Raw genomic sequence first — 17,783 nt, 5'->3', positions numbered from 1 at the left:
GTCTCCAACCCGTGAACAAACACGGTCCTTAACGAGACGGTGAACATCATGAACTTCAAGAAAATCGCGCTGGTTTTAATGCTTGGCAGTTTTGGCGCACACGCCTATGCGGACACTGCCGAGGCCAATAACACCCCGGTCGAGACCTACGGTTCCGCGACCCAACTGGACATCGCACACGTCATCTCCATCACCGAGCCGGCCAATGAGTGTGCGCCATCGCCGGTTCAGATGACCTACGAAGATTCCTACGGCGAGCAGCACGTTCTGCAGTATCAAGTGATGGGCACTGGTTGTTCCAACGGTTGAGTCCGGTGCAGGTGATGGAGGGTCGACACTCCATATCTGCTGCACTCGGGTTTATCTTCCTCCGACGATTTCTTCATCCGATGCCAGCAACTCTGGAATCGACTGCTTCAAGAATTCCACCCAGGTCTTGATCTTCGCATCGACGAACTTGCGCGACGGATAGATCGCGAACAGGTTCAACTCCTCCAGCCGGTACTCCGGCAACACCCGCACCAACGTTCCCGCCCGCAGGCCATCGACGGCCGATGCGATCGGCTGAATGCCTATTCCCATGCCTTTCCTGATCGCGATGGTCATGCCGTCGGCGGTGTTGATGTGAAACGGCGACAGAGGAATGGTGACGGTTTCCATGCCGTCGGGCCCTTCGAATGTCCAGTTCTCCACCGGCATCACCGTGTTGACGATGCGCAGGCACTCATGTTCGCAGAGTTCGTCGGGCGTTTTGGGCAGTCCGCGTTTTGCCACGTAGGCAGGCGAGGCGCAGAGGATGCTGTAGGTGATGCCAAGGCGTTGCGCAACGAAGCCGGAATCCGGCAGGTCGCGGGCCAGCACGATGGACATGTCGAAGCCTTCTTCGAGCAGGTCAGGGACGCGGTTGGTCAGGCTCAGGTCGAACATCACCGTGGGGTGGATCTCGCGATAGCGGGCGATGGCGTCGATCACGTAGTGGTTGCCGATGGCCGACATGGTGTGGATCTTCAATCGCCCGACGGGCAGGGTCTGGGCGGTGCCGGCTTCTTCGTCGGCTTCGCGCACGTCATCGAGGATCTTTTCGCAGCGTTCCAGGTAGCGCACGCCGGCTTCGGTCAGGGCCAGGCGGCGGGTCGTGCGATTGATCAGTCGCGTATGCAGGCGCGCTTCGAGGGCGGAGACGGCTTTGGAGACGTTGGTGGTGTTGGTGTCCAGCAACTCGGCAGCGGCGGTAAAACTGCCGCTTTGGGCGACAGCGATGAAGAAACGCATGGTCTGGAAAACGTCCATCGGGTTTTCGCCTTGGGGAAATGGGGTGGATTATAGGGCGTGGGGTTTGTGGTGGCTGGTCAATGGTATTCCACTTCAAAAACTGCCCTCACCCTAACCCTCTCCCAGTGGGAGAGGGGACTGACCGAGTTGTTTTCATGAGTTACACCGACCTGAAATATCGAGCAGAACTCAGGATTTGAATCCACGAAGATCAGGCTCCCTCTCCCCCCGGGAGAGGGCGGGGGGTGAGGGCTCCGATCGATGTCACAGCACAAATCTCAGACCGAGCGACGGGGGATGAAACCGGGCACGCCAGTCTCCACCACCGAGTTGAATCGAATCCGCGTCGTGATCTCTTCCTTGATCTCGTGCATCGCCCGATGTGGCAGGGGCGCGATGTCGAAGTTTTCCTGAATCCGGCTCGGGTTCGCCGAGGTCGTCAGGAACGCGGCGCCGCGTTGCACCGCCCAGGCCAGCGCCACTTGCGCCGGGGTTTTGTGTACATGCCGGGCAATCCCGGTAAGCACCGAGTCTTCAAGCACATTCGGCTCCATGCCATGCCCCAGCGGGGCGAACGCGAGCAGGATAATGCCGTGTGCCTTGCAGAATTCCAGCATCTCCCATTCGGGCAGGTACGGGTGGGATTCGATTTGCACCACCGCCGGTTTGATTCGCGCGGCGGCGACGATTTCCTTCAGGGCATCGAGGGTTATGTCGGAAAGTCCGATGGACTTGCAACGGCCTTCATCCACCAGGCTTTCGAGGGCGCGCCAGGTGTCGATCAGACGGGTTTCGCCGTCGTAGATCACGTGCCCGAACACGTCTCGCGGATCCTGATCGTCGCCGGGCTGAAAGGCGAACGGCGTGTGGATCAGGTAGCAATCGATGTAGTCGACCTGCAGCCGCTGGCAACTGGCTTCGAACGCCGGTTTCACTCGCTCGGGACGGTGATTGGTGTTCCACAGTTTGGTGGTGATGAACACGTCTTCACGGCGGATCCGGCCAGCGGCGAAGGTCTGTTGGAACGCCACGCCGATCTGCGTTTCGTTGCGATAGCGCTCGGCGCAATCGAAGTGGCGAAAACCGGTTTCCAGCGCACATTTGACCGCTTCGGTGGTGGTACTCAAATCGCGAAACAGCGTGCCGAACCCCACCGCCGGCATCGAGCCGGCGCCGTTGTTCAGCGGCAAACGGGTGTCGCGAAGTTCATCGTGAAAGGCTTCGTAAGTCATGTCGTTCTCCGGCTTGGCCTTAAAGAGGTTTTGAGGTTTCGCGCATCGCGACTTTCTGATCGAAGACACCCACCGAGTTGCCGCCCAGCGCCACGAACAGGCGCACCGAGTCGAGATAACGCGCGGTCTTCACCTGGATCTGTCCGAGCAGCGCCTGCTGGTAGGCACGTTCGGCTTCCAGTACTTGCAGCAGACTGTTTTCGCCCTGGGCGTAAGCCTGTTGGTTCAGGCGCAGGCTGGTGTCGGCGGCGCGCAAGGCGTCGTCCTGAGCGAGGTTTTGTTCGGCGCCGTGATTGAGCGCCTGCAAGGTGTCCGCGACCTGGCCGAAGGACTGAATCACCGTCTGCTGATAGCGGGCGAGTGATGCTTTGTAGCCCTCGACCGCGCCCTGACGTTCAGCCTTGAGCGTGCCGCCATTGAAGATCGGCGCAGTCAGCCCGGCGGCGAATCCCCAGAGTGCGGCGCCGCCATTGCCTGACGCGGCTTGCGCCAAAGAGGCGGACAACTCAACGCGGGGATACAGATTGGCGGTCGCCACACCCACCGCCGCGCTAGCGATGTGCAGTTCGGATTCGGCTTGCAGGATGTCCGGCCGGGTGCGGGCCATTTCCGACGGCAGGCTGACCGGGATGTTCGACGGCAAGGCGAACTCATCGAGGGTGAAGTCCGGCGCAATCCAGTCTGCCGGGCCTTTGCCGGCCAGGATCGACAACGCGTGCCGCGCCGCATCGCGCTGCTGGGCGAGGGGCGGCAACAGCGTGCGATCCTGTGCGAGCCGGGTTTCGGCCAGCGACACGTCGATCCGCGTGGTGGTGCCGCTCGCTTGGGCCTTGCGCACCAGATCGAGGTTTTTCGTATCGTTGGCCAACAGCGTTTGCACGGCCTGAATCTGCGCGTTGGCCGAGGCCAGCAGCAACGCCTGGCTGGCGACGTCGCCGGTCAGGGTCAGGTACGCGGCTTCGTAGCGATGCTTTTGCAGATCGGTCAGCGCCTGCTGTTCTTCGACCCGACGCTTGTTGCCGCCGAATGCGTCCAGATCAAAAGCGACCCGTGGCCCGATGGCGTAGAAGTTCGAAACGGTGGGTTCCGGCCCGTTGTGGGTGCGTTGACGACCGGCCGAGGCGCCGAAATCCACCTGCGGATACAACGCACCTTCCGCCGCTGCGACAGAAGATGCCGCCTGGCGAATGGTCGCATCGGCGGCGGCCAGCCCCAGGTTGCCGTCGATGGCACGACGTACGACCTGATCGAGTTTCGGCGAGCGGAATGCCGACCACCAATCACCGTTGACACGCTTGCCCATGTCGAAATGTTGTTCGGCGGCTTGGTCGTAGTGCTGCGATTGACTCGCGTCAGGCCGTTGGAAATCGGGGCCGACGGTGCAGGCGGACAACATCACCATCATCGCCAGCGGGGTGAAGCGCATAGAAACTTTCATGGTTCAGACTCCACGTTAATCAGTTGGCCGCAACCGGCTTGCGCAGGAACACCACCAGCGGGCTCACCACGAGCATCGCCAGCATCAGAATCTTGAATTGGCCCATCACCGCGATGAACGCCGCTTGATGGGTCACCAGATGGTTGAGCCCTTCAAGTGTCGGCAACGAAGTCGGCATCAAGCCGCGATAGGGCGTCAGGTGGCTGGCCAGCGCCGAATGCATTGCCTGGGTGTTGTTGAAGAAAAAAATCTGCACCACTGCGACGCCGAGGGTGCTGCCGTAGACCCGCATCAGGTTGAAGAAACCGGTGGCTTCCGGGCGCAGTTTCGGGTCGAGGGTGCTGAACGCCGTTTTGCTGAGCGCCGGCATCAAGATGCCGAGGCCGACGCCCTGGATGAACCCGGTGACGGCTACGGGCGTCCAGTCCATCAGTGGCGAATAACCGAGCATCAGCCAGTTGGCGTACACCACCAGTGCGATGCCCGTGGCGACGAACAGCCGGGCGTCGATCCACGCTGGCGCACGGCCCATCAGCAGGAACGCGCCCACCAGTCCGATGCCACGCGGGACGGTCAGCAATCCGGTGGTGTCCGGCGGATAGCCGAGGATCTCGTCGAGCATTGGCGAGGTCAGTGCCATGGTCGACAGCAGCACGAAACCGAGGGCGAAAAACATTACTGTCGAGAGCATGAAGTTGCGATCACCGAACAAGCCTTTGCTGAGGAAATGCGTCTTGCGGGTGAGCGCATGGACGATGAACAGGTACAAGCCGAGAGCGCAGGCCAACGCCTCGATCCAGATTTCCGGCGAATCGAACCAGTCCAGCCGTTCGCCCCGATCAAGCAGCATTTGCAGGGCGATCATGCCGAGGGTGAAAGTGCCGAAGCCGAAGAAATCGAATGCCGGACGCGGATCTGCTTTCTTCTCGGCGAGCAACAACGTCACCACCAGGAAGATGTACGCTGTCAGCGGCAGGCTGAGGTAGAACATCGGGCGCCAGTCGAAATACTCGCAGATCAACCCGCCAATGCTCGGGCCGCTGACAATGCCGAACAGCACCAGCGCCGTCCATTTCGGGCCGAACGCGGGACGGCGTTCGGCGGGCAACGTCTCCAGTGCAATGGCCATCGACAACGGCGCAATCACGCCACTGGCCAGGCCTTGCAGGATGCGGGCGCCGATTAACTCCAGCGGCGTGCCGGCCAGGGTTGCGAGCCACAGCCCGAGGGCGAACGCGGCAAGGGCAATCTGGTAAACCCGCTTCAAACCGAAGCGCCCGGCCAGCCATTGCGCAACCGGCAGGGTGATCGCGCTCGCTGCCAGATAGGACGTGAAAACCCACCCGGCCTGATCGTCAGTCATCGACAGGCTGCCCTGGATCAGGCGCAGCGCAGCATTCGGCAACGGCAGGTTGGCTGACTGCATGTAAGTGGCGAGCAGGGCGACAAACCTCAGCGCCCGTGCATCTGCTGTCGAGGTGTTCATCACGAGTTACCTGCGGCCAACAACGATTTGAGCGGATGCCACCATGGCGCGCGGTGCCCGGTATCGACCTTGACCGTGGCGCTGGTGCCGGAAAACAGCGGCAGGGCAGGGTCGGCCTCGTCCAGCTCCAGACGGACCGGCACCCGCTGCACCACCTTCACCCAGTTGCCGGTGGCGTTCTCCGGCGGCAGCAGGGCGAAGTCGGCACCGGCGCCGGGGCTCATGCTGATGACGTGCGCCTTGAACTGACGATCCGGGTAGGTATCGAGGGTGATGGTCGCGGGCTGACCGGGGCGCATGTGCGTCAGTTGCGTCTCGCGGAAGTTGGCCTCGACCCAGATTTCACGATCGGAAATCAACGCGAACGCCGGCGCACCGTTGTTGACGTAGTTGCCCACCTGCAAATCATCGACCTTGGCGACGATGCCATCATCCGGCGCGGTGACGGTCGCGTAGGACAGATACAGCTGCGCTTCATCGAGTTGGGCCTTGGCTTCACGCACGGTCGGGTGACTGTCGACGGCGATGTCCGGATTGCCATTCAACGCGACGACGGTGCTGGCGATCTGTTGTTCGATGGACGCGATGTGTTGGCGCGAGACTTTAAGGTCGGTTTCGGCGCGTTCGTAAACCGCCCGTGATACGAACTCGGTGGCGACCAGGGTTTTCTTGCGGGCGAACTCTTTCTGATCGAAATCCGCCGAAGCCTTGGCCGATTGCAGTTCGGCCTGTTGCTGGTGGTAGCTGGCCTTGAGGCCGTCGATGCGCAGCCGAGCATTGCCGAGCTGGGCTTCGGCGCGGTCGACAGCGATCTGCAAAGGCTTGGGGTCGATGCGAAACAGCACCTGGCCTTTTTGCACCGGTTGGTTGTCGTCGACGGCGATCTCGACCACTTGCCCGGAAACCCGTGCGTTGATCGAGGCCTTGGCCACGCGCGCATAAGCATTATCGGTGGAAACGAAGGGCTCGTTGGCAAGGTATTGGCCGTAGCCAATGACGGCGAAGAGGGCGGGGATGCCACCCAACAGCAGCGGTCGCAACTTCTGCTTGAGCGGTTTTTTTGCGGGTGCGTCAGCCGGGTGGGCACTGATTTGTGCGGCGGCGAGATCGAATGGCTGAGTCATGATCGGTACTCCAAAGGGCTGGGTCCCTGTGCGAATTCGTCAGCGGCCCGGGCGTCGTTAAAGGCTGTGCATCATCAAGTCCGTGCGCGGTGTTGGAGGGTGGCTCCGCTGCCGCTGTTTCGTCGTCGCCAGCCCCGGTACGAGCGCTGTTACAACAAACCTGCCGATCAAGGAATTTCTGGTTCCTTAATTTTGTGCGATGGTGTAAGAATATGAGCGACCAAACTTTCCCGCAAGGAATTTATACGAGATGGCACAAAATAAACCGACAGAAGGAAAAGGCCGTGGCCGCCCACGTGCCTACGACCCGCAAACCGCGCTGCAACAAGCGCTCGGCGTGTTCTGGAACACCGGTTACTCGGCTGCTTCGCTGGACAGCATCGCCACCGCTGCCGGCATGAATCGCCCAAGCCTGTACGCCGCGTTCGGCGATAAACACGCGCTCTACATCAAGGCGCTCGACCAATATTGGGAAACCGCCCATGCCGCGATGCAGGCCGCCTTGAACGACGGCAACCTGACCCTGGAGCAGGCGCTGACCGGCTTTTACGAAGGGCAACTGGCGATCTACTTTTCCGGCGATGGCCAGCCCCGTGGCTGTTTTGCGATCGGCACGGCAACCACCGAAGCGGTCGAAGACCCGGAGATCCGCAAGGTGTTGTCCCTGCGACTCAGCCAGCTCGACGCGGATCTGGAAGCCCGCTTGCAGAAGGCGCTCGATACCGGCGAACTGAAACCGGATACCGATCTAGCTGCACTGGCCATGCTCGCGTCTTCGCTGCTGCACAGCATCTCGATCCGCGCCCGGGCCGGTAAGTCCCGCGAGGAGCTGACCGCTCAGGCACGCAACGCCGTCAGCGTCATCTGTGGCTGAGAGGTTCATATGGGATTGGAAGACATCCTGAGCGAAGGCCTGGCTGTGGTGTTCTGCGGGATAAACCCCGGCTTGCTGGCGGCGGAGCAGGGGCATCACTTCGCCGGACGAAGCAATCGTTTCTGGCGCACATTGCACCTGGCCGGGTTCACCCCCCACGAGGTGAGGCCGGAAAACGATCGCTCGATCCTGCAGTTTCACTGCGGGCTGACCGCTGTGGTCGAGCGGGCGACGGCTCGGGCCGATCAATTGTCAGCGGACGAATTCACTGCTGCGACTGTGGGTTTCGAACGCAAGATCACCCGGTATTCGCCGCGCTTCGTGGCGTTTCTCGGCAAGGCTGCGTATGCCGGGTTGTCCGGGAAAAAGTCGATTGAATGGGGGCTGCAGGACACCACGTTTGGGGGCGCCGCAGTGTGGATTCTGCCGAACCCCAGCGGCCGCAATCTGGCGTTCAATCAAGGGCAACTGGTGACGGCATACCGACAGCTTTACCTGGCATCCAGCGAAACGACGTAAGCACGAAACATGTCTGCCATCGCCTCCGCCCGTGCTGTGATTTCGTCGTCAGTACGCGGGCTTAATGAAAAATCCTTCCCCACCGAACTGAGCGTGGCCAGGATCAGATCGCAGGCCAGTGTGCGAGTGGATTCGCTCGCCTCGGGCAGCAATTCAACCATGAACGCCTCGAAGGTCCGCTTTCCCGCCGCCCGCACCTCATGGGCCTCGGGCGCATCACGATAGAGCGGCGCCGCATCGCTCAATGCGCCGCGCATTTGCGCCTCTTCACATTCCGATCGGATAAACGCATGCACCAGCGTGCGCAAGCGATCCAGTGGCGGTGCCTCGCGATTTTGCAGAATCCGCTGCAGCATCTCGGTGGTCTGCAACCACTCATCACTCTGCAACCGAAACAGAATCGCAGCCTTGTTCGGGAAGTACTGATACAGCGAGCCAACGCTCACGCCAGCCTTTTCCGCGACCCGCGCCGTGGTGAATCGAGCCGCGCCTTCATTGGCCAAAACCTGAATAGCCGCCTCAAGAATCGCCGAAACCAGCTCGGCGGAGCGTGCCTGCTGTGGCTGTTTGCGTGAGGAAATACGGGCAGTCTGGCGGTCGGTCATGGTCGGCTCAGGCATGAAGAGGGAATGCGAATAGCGGATCGGGCCATTCGCTCGCATCATTTAAACGCGACGAATCATTCGCATTTTAGCCCTCAACTGACGGAAAACCACCATGACAACCTTGACCACCGAACCCCTGGCCACCCTGATCGAACGCCTTTACACCCAGGCCAGCGCCGCCACTAGTCCGATCCTGAGCGCCGTCTCCAACGAAGAACGCGAACGCCTGATGCACAGCAAAACCGAGTACCGCGAACTCTACGGAATGCTCAAGGACCTGTGGCTGCCCGTCTCCCGCGACACCGGCAAACTGCTGTACATGCTGGCCCGTAGCACCCAGGCCAAAGCCATTGTCGAGTTCGGTACTTCGTTCGGATTGTCGACCCTGCACCTGGCAGCGGCCCTGCGGGACAACGGCGGTGGCGTGCTGATCGGCAGCGAATTCGAACCGTCGAAAGTCGAACTGGCACGCCTTCACTTCGTTGAAGGAGGCGTCAGTGATCTGATTGAAATTCGCGAAGGCGATGCGCTGGTGACCCTGGCGAGCGATCTTCCGGAAACTATTGATCTGCTCCTTTTGGATGGCGCCAAGGCGTTGTATGGCGACGTGTTGAACCTGGTTGAAAAACACCTGCGGCCCGGGGCGCTGGTGATTGCCGACAACACCGATTACTGCCCGGAATACCTGGCTCATGTGCGCTCGCCGCAGAACGGCTACATCAGCGTGCCGTTTGCCGATGATATTGAAGTGTCGATGCGGTTGGGCTGAGCGGTGGCATCCGATATGCCGCGAGGGTGCGTGTTGCTTCAGAAGCCAACCTTCGAGGCATTTTTCGGTTTGATCTTTCATGCGTGCGACAGGATTCGTCTATCGTCATGAAGATCAACACATGACCAGGATCAGGGAGCTGATCATGAATCGTCAGGACGACCTCAACATCATCTGGAAGCGAATCTTCTGGATTTTCATAGCCCTCTTGTTGCTGGCGATTGCCGTCACTTACAGTCTGCCCGACTACAAAGTGCCCTTTATCGTTTGTATCGCCGGGAATATCGGGGGCTACGTAGGGTTTCACCGACGACTGTCGATACTGACCGATCCGGAAATCGAAAACCTCGCCAAGTCATGGTTCGCTTTGATACTGCCTTCATTCATCGGCGGGATACTGGCGGGGCTGTTGTATCTGCTGTTCCTTTCCGGCGTTATCAGGGGCGATCTGTTTCCGGTGATCGTTCCGGACGACGATCCGAAATGTTTGAAGCAAATCTTCAACGACATTTTTTGCCAGCATGCGGAGGGGTACGCGGCCTACGCCAAGTTGCTGTTCTGGTCATTCGTGGCGGGCTTCAATCAGGACTACGTCGTTGACCTGATTGAGAACATAAAAGGCACCGACAAAAAGGCCGACGAACGCTGAACGGGACTGTTGCCCGGCTTAGTGCTGTTTTTTTGAAATGACATCGTTCATGTACTGATTCAAATCGCGAAAATCGCCGACGCTCCAGGCGTGCGGCGGGATCTTCACACCATTCTCGCGCAAGGTTTTTGGAATCAGGTCGCCGTTCGGGCGAAGGATGATCGAGGACACGATCACGCCTGGGTAATCACTCAATCGTTTCTTGAAGGCGGGGGTCGTCAGGTCAGGTGTCGGAGGATTGCTTTTATGGGCCAACGGCCCGGTTCCTTTGATATCGGGCCCGTGGCACACGGCGCATCTTTGTGTGTAGAGGCTCTTTCCGTTGAGGTTGTCTGCGAAGGAGGGGGTTGTTTGAGTGAGCGATAGAACTGCCAATAAAGTGATGGCGGATGTTTTCATTTTTATGCGTCGATATTGATTGGATTTGATGATGAAACGCATCGTGCGCTTCTCAAGATGATGCGATAGCTATCCGCCGCCGTAATAAATGAGCAGGGCGATAATAATCACAAAGGGTGCATACAGCACCAAACCGCCAACGGCGAGTGCCGAGCCCCAGGCAAAACCGCTTTCTCCCTTGAAACGACCGCCACTCAGCGGGCGCAGGACGAAAGTGCCAACCTTGTAAGCCAGTACGTTGAACAGGAAATCCATTTTTGATCCAATGCCCTCGCAATGATGGGTAGCTTTTAGCTCGCGACAGCCTTCCACCCGTTAGTTGCATCAGCTTTTCGATCGCATCATCCAGTCGATGGCTCAGCCGTACCTTAATGTTGCCAGTAATAGCAATGCGCCACTCTGCGCGGTACTCTCTCGTTTTCAAATTAACTGCCAACGGAACGGAATTCTGCTCGACCACCTACTAAAAAGCAGCTCGTCATCATTGTGGTTGATCATATTACCGAGACAGTATTTACGAGGTTCCCATGCTTGACGCTGCACAATTGCGAATAGAGGCCGCTCACAAGAAGGTAGTTGAGGTTTTTTCAAAGGACTATGCCTTTACGATTCCTGCTTATCAGCGGCCATATGCTTGGGAGTCGACCCAGGTACAGGAGCTGCTTGCAGACCTGGAAGATGCGATGGCACCAACTGCCGTTGCCGGTGGTTTTTACTTTCTTGGCAGCATCGTTCTTGTTAAGACTCACGGCAACCCGGCATCACGGGTGGTTGATGGTCAACAGCGCCTGACTACGCTGACAATCCTGTTTAGTGTGATCCGAGATTTGACCGCAGAACTCGTCGCACAGGCAGCGCGGGAAAATTACATCAAGCAATTGGCTAATAAGGATGAGGGTATCCCCGAAGCACTACGCCTCCAATTGCGTCAAAAGGACCAGGCTTTTTTTGAGAAACATGTTCAAACCCGAGGGGCAACTGGCCAACTGCCTTCGCTAGAAGGGCAGTCAGGGGCGAAAGCACGCATTATTGAAAATACTGCAATCATCCGCGCACGGTTACTCGCGATGGGCGAGGAAGGGCGTGATGATTTGCTGCGTTTTTTACTCCAAAGCTGCTATCTCGTTGTAGTTGAAGTTCCGACCGAAGTAGCGGCTCGTAGAATTTTTACTGTATTGAACGCAAGAGGCCTGGATCTGTCCGCCACCGATATCCTTAAAGCGGATTTGCTTGAGCGAGCCGGAATGGACAAGGAAACAGCCCTCGCTCAGCGCTGGGAGGACATAGAGGTCGGACTCGGACGCGAAATGTTCAACGCGCTATTTGTCCACATTCGTATGATTTTCGAGCGGGATAAACCGAGGTCTGCTTTAGAAACTGGCTTTCCCGAGCACGTACCGATTTTCCGGGAGGCCCCCGTCGACTTCGTCGGCGCGGTACTCGAGCCTTACGCTGACGCATTAATGTTGGCCATGGATACTGAACAGCTTCGTACTCGTTATGGGACTACGACAGCTGCTCTGGTTCGCTCGCTGGAAAGGCTTGATAACCGAGACTGGTTGCCATCCTTGCTGCTGTGTTTGCGTCAAAGTAATGGGGGAGTTCGGGATGATGTCTCGACCATTGTGTTCAAGTTGGAGCGACTGGCCTATTTCCTGTTCTTGACTCGCGCAGATGTTAACGTACGTATCGCGCGCTATACCGATGTGCTCGATGAATTAGAGCCTCAAACAGGCATAAAACAAAGATCTGGAGCGCGCGAGCGAACGGCCGGTCTAGAGCTTGAACAGGATGAGGCTTCTGCCTTGTTTGATGCTTTGGACGGAAGCGTTTACCTCGCCTCCAAGGTCGTTAAGCCTCTATTGTTGAGGCTGGAGCAGGCATCTTCCGATGGTTCTGCAAACTATGATTACCCGGTAATTTCTGTTGAACATGTCTGTCCGCAGAAAATTGATGCCGGGTCTCAATGGGCACAGTGGTTTCCCGATCCAAACGAGCATGCTGATTGGGTGCACAGCCTGGCTAATCTGGTACTGCTCAATTTTCGCAAGAACTCAGCTGCCAAAAACTATGATTTCGACAAGAAAAAAAGTAAGTACTTTGCGTCTGGGGATTCTTGTGCGTTCACCTTGACCAGTGAAGTCCGCGAGTTTTCGACATGGACTATGCCTGAGCTACAGCAGCGTAGAGTGGTGCTCCTTAAACGCTTGGCCAAAACGTGGGGGCTCGAACAAAATCTGGAAAACTGGTGGTACGAGAGCGAGTAGACCTTCACCCCGGCAGTATCGCGCCGACGCCGCTGGCCGCCTAGCCAATGCCGGAAGTGGCGGCGGCGGTGGAGCCGGTGAGGCTCGTGGTCAACGCTTTAGGCTCCTTCGCTCAGCGGTGGCGGAGCGGAATCCAGGAGGCCTCAAGGCTTTGAGGCGCTCCCGTTGTTTTGTCTAAATTAGGTGTGAGTCATGCGGCTTTTTACGACAAAAGCTGTGCGCCTTTGTCGATTAAAGCAGTCGGAAAAAATCCCACGATCGGTTAATAGATCGGTCATCGCGAAAGCAAATCAAAGCCTTGGTCGCACCGCATCACACCGCATATATCCCGCGTCAACTGATCGCACGTTGACACCATCAAGCCATCTCCTATCGTTCTCCCCAGACCGCATCCAGGGACCGGATGAGCCGGACAGCCTTTGCGGGCGCGGTCGTCATGCCATTCCAACAAGGAGCTGCAAAATGTCCAGTGCGACCAGTACCTATGACGTGCTCGTCAATATCGATGCCGATTACCTGATTGCCCATCCCGGCGATGTCGGCGGTGCGATTTCCATGCTGGTGACGCGCGATGCCGTCGATCCGCATGCCAGCGGCAACACCGGCGAAGGCGGCAACGAGTTGTGGATCGATGTCAAAACCGGCGACAACATTCGCTGGCGTGCCACCACGCTGTCGCGCAATTTCGACCGTATCGCACAGATCAAAAACGTTCAGCCCGGCGACCCGCATCAGGGCGGCGACTACAAAGGCACTATCTCGCCACCTGTCTCTTTCAACGTGCCCGGTGTGGTGATCTATCTGAACAAGGGGGCTCAGGGCGGTATTTCCAAAACCGATGTGACGTACAGCCTGTGGCAAGCCACTGCTCTGAATCCAGGAAAACTCTGGTACACCATCAACTTCGCCCTGTACGACCGTGACCTTAACCAGATTGGCACAGACCACACCTGGGACCCCTACATCACCGTCAATAACCAATAACTGAACGGCACACATCCCGGTCTCCCTTGTTGGATAAGGGGCTGACCGGGCTGTGTGCTGGCTTTTGGTCGGGCAGGGTTCGCACAAGAAAATATCGGGCACTGATAGACGTCAGCTACCACCAAACCAGTTATAGCCCTGGTCTTCCCAATAACCCCCGGGATAGGTATCGGTGACGAAAATCGCCTGAATGTGTTTCGGGTTCTTGTAGCCCAGTTTGGTGGGCATGCGCAGTTTCATCGGGAAGCCATATTCACGCGGCAGTACTGCACCGTCGTAGGTCAGCGTCAGCAGCGTCTGGGCGTGCAAGGCCGTGGCCATGTCGATGCTGGTGTAGTAATCGTCGGCGCATTTGAAGCCGACGTACCTGGCGTCCGTGTCGGCGCCAACGCGCTTGAGGAAGTCACTGAAACGTACGCCACCCCAACGACCGATGGCGCTCCAGCCCTCGACGCATATGTGTCGAGTAATCTGATCGGTCTGGGCCATGGCCCGCAGTTCTTCCAGTTTCCAGCTGCGCTTGTCGGCCACCATGCCGGTAACTTCCAGTCGGTAGCTGTCTTCATCGACGGCGGGCGCTTCGTCGATGCCGTAATACGCATTGAAGGGAAACGGCCGGGTAATCATCGACTCGGAGTAGGTGGGCGCCATGGCGTTCGGGTTGAACAGCCAGCCCTGCACCCTGTCGTTGAAGCGCGATATGGAAGAGAGCGCTGTATCAACGCTTTCGTTATCCGAGATATTGCAGCCGGACAGCAACGCCACTCCGCCCAACGTCAGGCTGCGCAACAGGAAAGTGCGGCGAGAGCGGTCTTCTATTCGAGAGGCAATCACTTTGCGGGCGTCCTTCAGGATGGACGATTCATCCAGCTCCGGCCTTTGCACATGCTTGTTCATAGGCGCTCCTTGTGGCCGACAATCATGGCCCACAACGTCTTGGGAACGAGCGCGACCATCACTAGATGCACGACAAAGAACGCCACCAACAAAGACATCGCAATGAAGTGCACATGCCGGGCGCTGTCGTAGCCGCCCAACAGTTCACGCAGTAGCGGAAACTGAACGGACTTCCACAACACCAGCCCGGACATCACCAGCACGGTGATGTCGAGCATCACAAACAAGTACGCGACACGCTGTACCTGGTTGTAATGGCTGAGATCGGCATGCCCCAACCGTCCTTGCAGCGCGGCCCCCAGATCCTGAAAAAAACCTTTGATCGATAACGGAAAAAAACGCCGCGACAGACGACCACTCAATACATTGGTCATCAAGTAGAGAAGGCCGACCACCACCAGCATCCACATGGCCGCGAAGTGCCATTGCAACGCGCCGCCCAGCCAGCCGCCCAAGGTAATCGAGTTGGGAAAATTGAAACCATAAAGTGGGGAAGCGTTGTAGATGCGCCAGCCGCTGGTGACCATGACCAGCACCGCCAAAGCATTCAGCCAATGCGCCAGCCTCAACCACCGGGGATGGCTGTTCTTGGGGCGCAGGCGAACGGCATGGGTCGCTTCAGGTGCAGCTGGCATAGGGGGGCTCCGGGTTCGAACAACGTCGTAACCCAAGATCAAGTGTAGTCCCCAATTCAGCGCTCAAAACATTCCGCCGGACGCGGTCGTCGGCCAGCTATGCTTTTCAGGTCTGGGCAGCATTTCGGTCGGGTGTGCCATGCCAACAGTCAAAACTGCGCTTGTCCTTGCCGGTGGCGGGAGTCTGGGCGCGGTACAGGTCGGGATGTTGGAGGCGCTGGTCGAGGCCGAGGTCGCATTCGACCTGGTGATTGGCGCTTCAGTCGGCGCGATCAACGGCGCCTACTTCGCCGCCAGACCCAATGCCCAAGGCGTGGCCGAACTTGCGGATTTCTGGCGCGGCTTGCGCCAGTCCGATGTGTTTCCGTTCTCGGTACTCGACACCCTGAAGGGCATCCTCAATCGTCGCGGGCACTTGTTGAGTGCATCTGCGCTGCATCGTTTGGTGCGCCGATCGCTGCCGGTCGAATTGATCGAAGAGACCGAACTACCGCTGTATATCGTCACCACCAATCTACTGAACGGTGCCGAAGAGCTTTTATCCAGCGGCAGCGCCGAACAGGCTTTGTTGGCCAGTGCTGCGATTCCGCTGGTGTTTCCCAACGTGCAAGTCGGCGCGAAGTTCCTGGTTGATGGCGGAGTTTCCAGCAACACGCCGATTGCCAGTGCGGTTGCATTAGGGGCAACGCGAGTTGTCGTTCTGCCCACCGGGTTCGGCTGTGCTTGCCCGTGTCCACCGAGCGGACTTGTCGCGCTGGCCTTGCACACGCTCAACTTGATGAGCATGCGTCAACTGGTGCGCGACATCGAGTTGTACAGTGCACGCGCGGCTATCCATGTTGTCCCGCCGTTATGTCCGCTGGACGCTTCGGTGTTCGACTTCAACCAGACGGACCAACTGCTGCAACGGGCTTATCAATCAACTCAGTCGTGGATTGAGGCGGGCGGATTGATTCATGTGGGAATACCCGATTCCTTGCGGGCTCATACTCATCATTTTGACGACAAGTGAATTTGGTAGGTGATCAACACTTTCCGACGCGCAGGGTGGGAGCGTATTGCTTGAATAGTCCTTGTCGTGGGCTAGGCTCAAGTTGAACTTTCCGGGGAGCAAGGCTGCACTTTCGGTGTTCTCCAGATTTCAGGGCTGTAGCCCAAAAGAGCAATTTCACTGAAGGATGTCCGATGGATCGATATGATGCCCCGCTTGTTCTTGAGCGCATCTGGCGGGTAGGCATGTTGAAAGGATTTGTTGTAAGAAGGCCGTGTCTGAGCATTTTCTTCCTGACACTGGTCGTGTTCATGGTGTTGCAGTACAAACCTGCTGTCCTCAACTACACAACGCGTTTTGTCGACTTTGCCGATTACATGTTGCTGAACGGGGTCACGCTGTTTCCCATCGCTGACGACCTGAATCCCTATCCCGACTACACGGTCACCACCACACTTCTGGTGTACCTGTTTTCCTTGCCGTTTGGCCGCGTGTCCATTCTTTCAATGGGCCTTCCGTCCTGCATAGCCGCCTCCTTGATGCTGGTGTTCATTTATAGACTGGGGGCGCTGCATAACCGGAAGTGGGGCGTGTATGGCGTACTTTTCAGTCTGTTGACCTGGGCCTTTCTGGACGGCGTGAACTCGTTGGCACTTGATATCTATCCGGCGTTGTTTACGTTGATCTGCTTTTACATCGCCTATTCGGCCGATGTTAAGAAAGACCCGAGCCGCCTGGTGTTTCTGTTTGTGGGGATTGCACTTGGCTTTGCCTTTCGCGGGCCTATTGGGTTGATTGCCCCCGCGTGTGTCATTGGCTCTTATTACTTGCTGAGTCGCCAATGGCGAATGTTGCTGCTGTTTTCAGTGCTCGCCGGCCTGATCCTGGCCGCCGGAATGGCCCTGCTGGCCTGGGCTGCCTACTTGCAAGGAGGGGACGCGTTCCTCGCCGATGTATTGACCATGCAGGGGCTGGGGCGTTTTTCTTCTGATCGTGCACCTCGCTACTACTTCTACTTTTCCGCTGGCCTGTTTACCTACGGCATCACGGTGTTCTTCTCGGTCAACGTGATCCTGAAAAAGTACAAACAGTTCTTCAGTTCCAACCGCCACAAAGACATCGACCTGCTGCTCTACCTGACAGGGTGGCTGCTGGTGCTGCTTGTGCTGTTCACGATCCCAAGCTCCAAAAAAGCGCGCTACATCATGGCAATCACCCCGGCCATTTCCCTGTTGGCGGCCTATATCTTCGTCAGCCACGAAGCCGCATTCCTACGCGCCAAAAACGGTTTGTTGAAGTTCTGCCTGCGGTTGCCCATCGTCGGTTTGGTGATGCTGTTGCTGGTGTTGTTGTACAACAACTTTGCCGAATTCCCGTTACAGCCCAACTTCCTGGGCGTAGGCCTGGGGTTGTGTGCGCTATTGAGCTTCTTGCATGCCAAACGCGAGTACTTCGTCGAGCATCGTTACCGTGAGTTCATGACGCTGTCGTTTGGGGTAGGGGCCTTTCTGATACTGGATATGTTCTTCTTCAATCCCATCACCTACCACCTGGAACTCATGATCGAGCCCACGCCGAAGTTTTTGCCGTATTGGTTTTGGTGACGCGCTTGGCGTGTCCCCTCCAACACACTGCAATAAAA

At 57.9% G+C, this 17,783-nt stretch carries 19 protein-coding genes; 9 read left to right on the top strand and 10 right to left on the bottom strand.

Translation table 11 applies throughout. The annotated features are described in order from the left end of the window. The first annotated feature begins 48 nt into the window (after positions 1-48). Positions 49-309, top strand: a complete 261-nt coding sequence (locus ACW9HX_RS11170; RefSeq protein ID WP_457380644.1) for a DUF2790 domain-containing protein — start codon at positions 49-51, stop codon at positions 307-309. Between the two features lie 51 nt (positions 310-360). Here ACW9HX_RS11170 and ACW9HX_RS11165 read toward each other — a convergent pair whose 3' ends face one another. From ACW9HX_RS11165 to ACW9HX_RS11145, 5 genes are all read right to left on the bottom strand, one after another. Further along, the gene (locus ACW9HX_RS11165; protein ID WP_457380643.1) at positions 361-1,290 is read right to left on the bottom strand and encodes a LysR family transcriptional regulator; all 930 of its coding nucleotides are present in this window, start codon (positions 1,288-1,290) and stop codon (positions 361-363) included. Between the two features lie 260 nt (positions 1,291-1,550). Continuing rightward, the gene (locus ACW9HX_RS11160) at positions 1,551-2,504 is read right to left on the bottom strand and encodes an aldo/keto reductase (RefSeq protein WP_457380642.1); all 954 of its coding nucleotides are present in this window, start codon (positions 2,502-2,504) and stop codon (positions 1,551-1,553) included. A 19-nt stretch (positions 2,505-2,523) separates the two neighbouring features. After that, complete coding sequence (locus tag ACW9HX_RS11155; RefSeq protein ID WP_457380641.1) at positions 2,524-3,942, bottom strand: efflux transporter outer membrane subunit; 1,419 nt, start codon at positions 3,940-3,942, stop codon at positions 2,524-2,526. A gap of 19 nt (positions 3,943-3,961) precedes the next feature. Then, positions 3,962-5,428, bottom strand: a complete 1,467-nt coding sequence (locus ACW9HX_RS11150; protein WP_457380640.1) for a DHA2 family efflux MFS transporter permease subunit — start codon at positions 5,426-5,428, stop codon at positions 3,962-3,964. Continuing rightward, complete coding sequence (locus ACW9HX_RS11145; RefSeq protein WP_457380639.1) at positions 5,428-6,552, bottom strand: HlyD family secretion protein; 1,125 nt, start codon at positions 6,550-6,552, stop codon at positions 5,428-5,430. The genes ACW9HX_RS11150 and ACW9HX_RS11145 overlap by 1 nt, the downstream gene beginning before the upstream one ends. A 250-nt stretch (positions 6,553-6,802) precedes the next feature. Between ACW9HX_RS11145 and ACW9HX_RS11140 the strand changes: the two genes are divergently transcribed. Together ACW9HX_RS11140 and mug are read left to right on the top strand one after the other, a co-directional pair. After that, on the top strand, positions 6,803-7,426 hold the full coding sequence (locus ACW9HX_RS11140) for a TetR/AcrR family transcriptional regulator (protein ID WP_457380638.1): 624 nt from the start codon (positions 6,803-6,805) through the stop codon (positions 7,424-7,426). Positions 7,427-7,435: 9 nt separating this feature from the next. Continuing rightward, entirely contained in the window at positions 7,436-7,945 is a 510-nt protein-coding gene (mug, locus tag ACW9HX_RS11135; RefSeq protein ID WP_457380637.1) for a G/U mismatch-specific DNA glycosylase, read from the top strand. Here mug and ACW9HX_RS11130 read toward each other — a convergent pair. Continuing rightward, entirely contained in the window at positions 7,918-8,550 is a 633-nt protein-coding gene (locus ACW9HX_RS11130) for a TetR family transcriptional regulator (protein ID WP_457380636.1), read from the bottom strand. The two genes, mug and ACW9HX_RS11130, sit on opposite strands and share 28 nt — an antisense overlap. Before the next feature lie 112 nt (positions 8,551-8,662). Here ACW9HX_RS11130 and ACW9HX_RS11125 point away from each other — a divergent pair, with 112 nt between their 5' ends. Both ACW9HX_RS11125 and ACW9HX_RS11120 read left to right on the top strand, forming a co-directional pair. Then, complete coding sequence (locus tag ACW9HX_RS11125) at positions 8,663-9,319, top strand: O-methyltransferase (RefSeq protein ID WP_457380635.1); 657 nt, start codon at positions 8,663-8,665, stop codon at positions 9,317-9,319. Positions 9,320-9,464: 145 nt separating this feature from the next. Beyond that, positions 9,465-9,968 (top strand): hypothetical protein, encoded by a 504-nt coding sequence (locus tag ACW9HX_RS11120; RefSeq protein ID WP_457380634.1) that lies wholly within the window; start codon positions 9,465-9,467, stop codon positions 9,966-9,968. Between the two features lie 18 nt (positions 9,969-9,986). On the opposite strand, the gene ACW9HX_RS11115 is transcribed toward ACW9HX_RS11120, so the two are convergent. Together ACW9HX_RS11115 and ACW9HX_RS11110 are read right to left on the bottom strand one after the other, a co-directional pair. Continuing rightward, on the bottom strand, positions 9,987-10,367 hold the full coding sequence (locus ACW9HX_RS11115; RefSeq protein ID WP_457380684.1) for a c-type cytochrome: 381 nt from the start codon (positions 10,365-10,367) through the stop codon (positions 9,987-9,989). Between the two features lie 69 nt (positions 10,368-10,436). Then, positions 10,437-10,622, bottom strand: coding sequence for a hypothetical protein (locus ACW9HX_RS11110; RefSeq protein WP_457380633.1), 186 nt, complete (start codon positions 10,620-10,622; stop codon positions 10,437-10,439). 272 nt (positions 10,623-10,894) lie between these two features. Between ACW9HX_RS11110 and ACW9HX_RS11105 the strand changes: the two genes are divergently transcribed. Together ACW9HX_RS11105 and ACW9HX_RS11100 are read left to right on the top strand one after the other, a co-directional pair. Continuing rightward, the gene (locus ACW9HX_RS11105) at positions 10,895-12,634 is read left to right on the top strand and encodes a DUF262 domain-containing protein (RefSeq protein WP_457380632.1); all 1,740 of its coding nucleotides are present in this window, start codon (positions 10,895-10,897) and stop codon (positions 12,632-12,634) included. A gap of 462 nt (positions 12,635-13,096) precedes the next feature. Next, complete coding sequence (locus tag ACW9HX_RS11100; protein WP_457380631.1) at positions 13,097-13,618, top strand: AidA/PixA family protein; 522 nt, start codon at positions 13,097-13,099, stop codon at positions 13,616-13,618. A 111-nt stretch (positions 13,619-13,729) separates the two neighbouring features. On the opposite strand, the gene ACW9HX_RS11095 is transcribed toward ACW9HX_RS11100, so the two are convergent. Both ACW9HX_RS11095 and ACW9HX_RS11090 read right to left on the bottom strand, forming a co-directional pair. Then, positions 13,730-14,515 (bottom strand): molybdopterin-dependent oxidoreductase, encoded by a 786-nt coding sequence (locus ACW9HX_RS11095; protein WP_457380630.1) that lies wholly within the window; start codon positions 14,513-14,515, stop codon positions 13,730-13,732. Next, positions 14,512-15,150 (bottom strand): cytochrome b/b6 domain-containing protein, encoded by a 639-nt coding sequence (locus ACW9HX_RS11090; RefSeq protein WP_457380629.1) that lies wholly within the window; start codon positions 15,148-15,150, stop codon positions 14,512-14,514. Before ACW9HX_RS11090 ends, ACW9HX_RS11095 begins: the two co-directional genes overlap by 4 nt. 139 nt (positions 15,151-15,289) lie before the next feature. Between ACW9HX_RS11090 and ACW9HX_RS11085 the strand changes: the two genes are divergently transcribed. Beyond that, positions 15,290-16,162, top strand: a complete 873-nt coding sequence (locus ACW9HX_RS11085) for a patatin-like phospholipase family protein (protein WP_457380628.1) — start codon at positions 15,290-15,292, stop codon at positions 16,160-16,162. A gap of 173 nt (positions 16,163-16,335) precedes the next feature. After that, complete coding sequence (locus ACW9HX_RS11080) at positions 16,336-17,745, top strand: ArnT family glycosyltransferase (protein ID WP_457380627.1); 1,410 nt, start codon at positions 16,336-16,338, stop codon at positions 17,743-17,745. Positions 17,746-17,783 lie beyond the last annotated feature (38 nt).

The sequence above is a fragment of the Pseudomonas sp. SDO52101_S400 genome (assembly GCF_054071635.1).
Note: the sequence above shows the minus strand (reverse complement) of the source record. Positions and strands in the feature narration are given on the sequence as shown.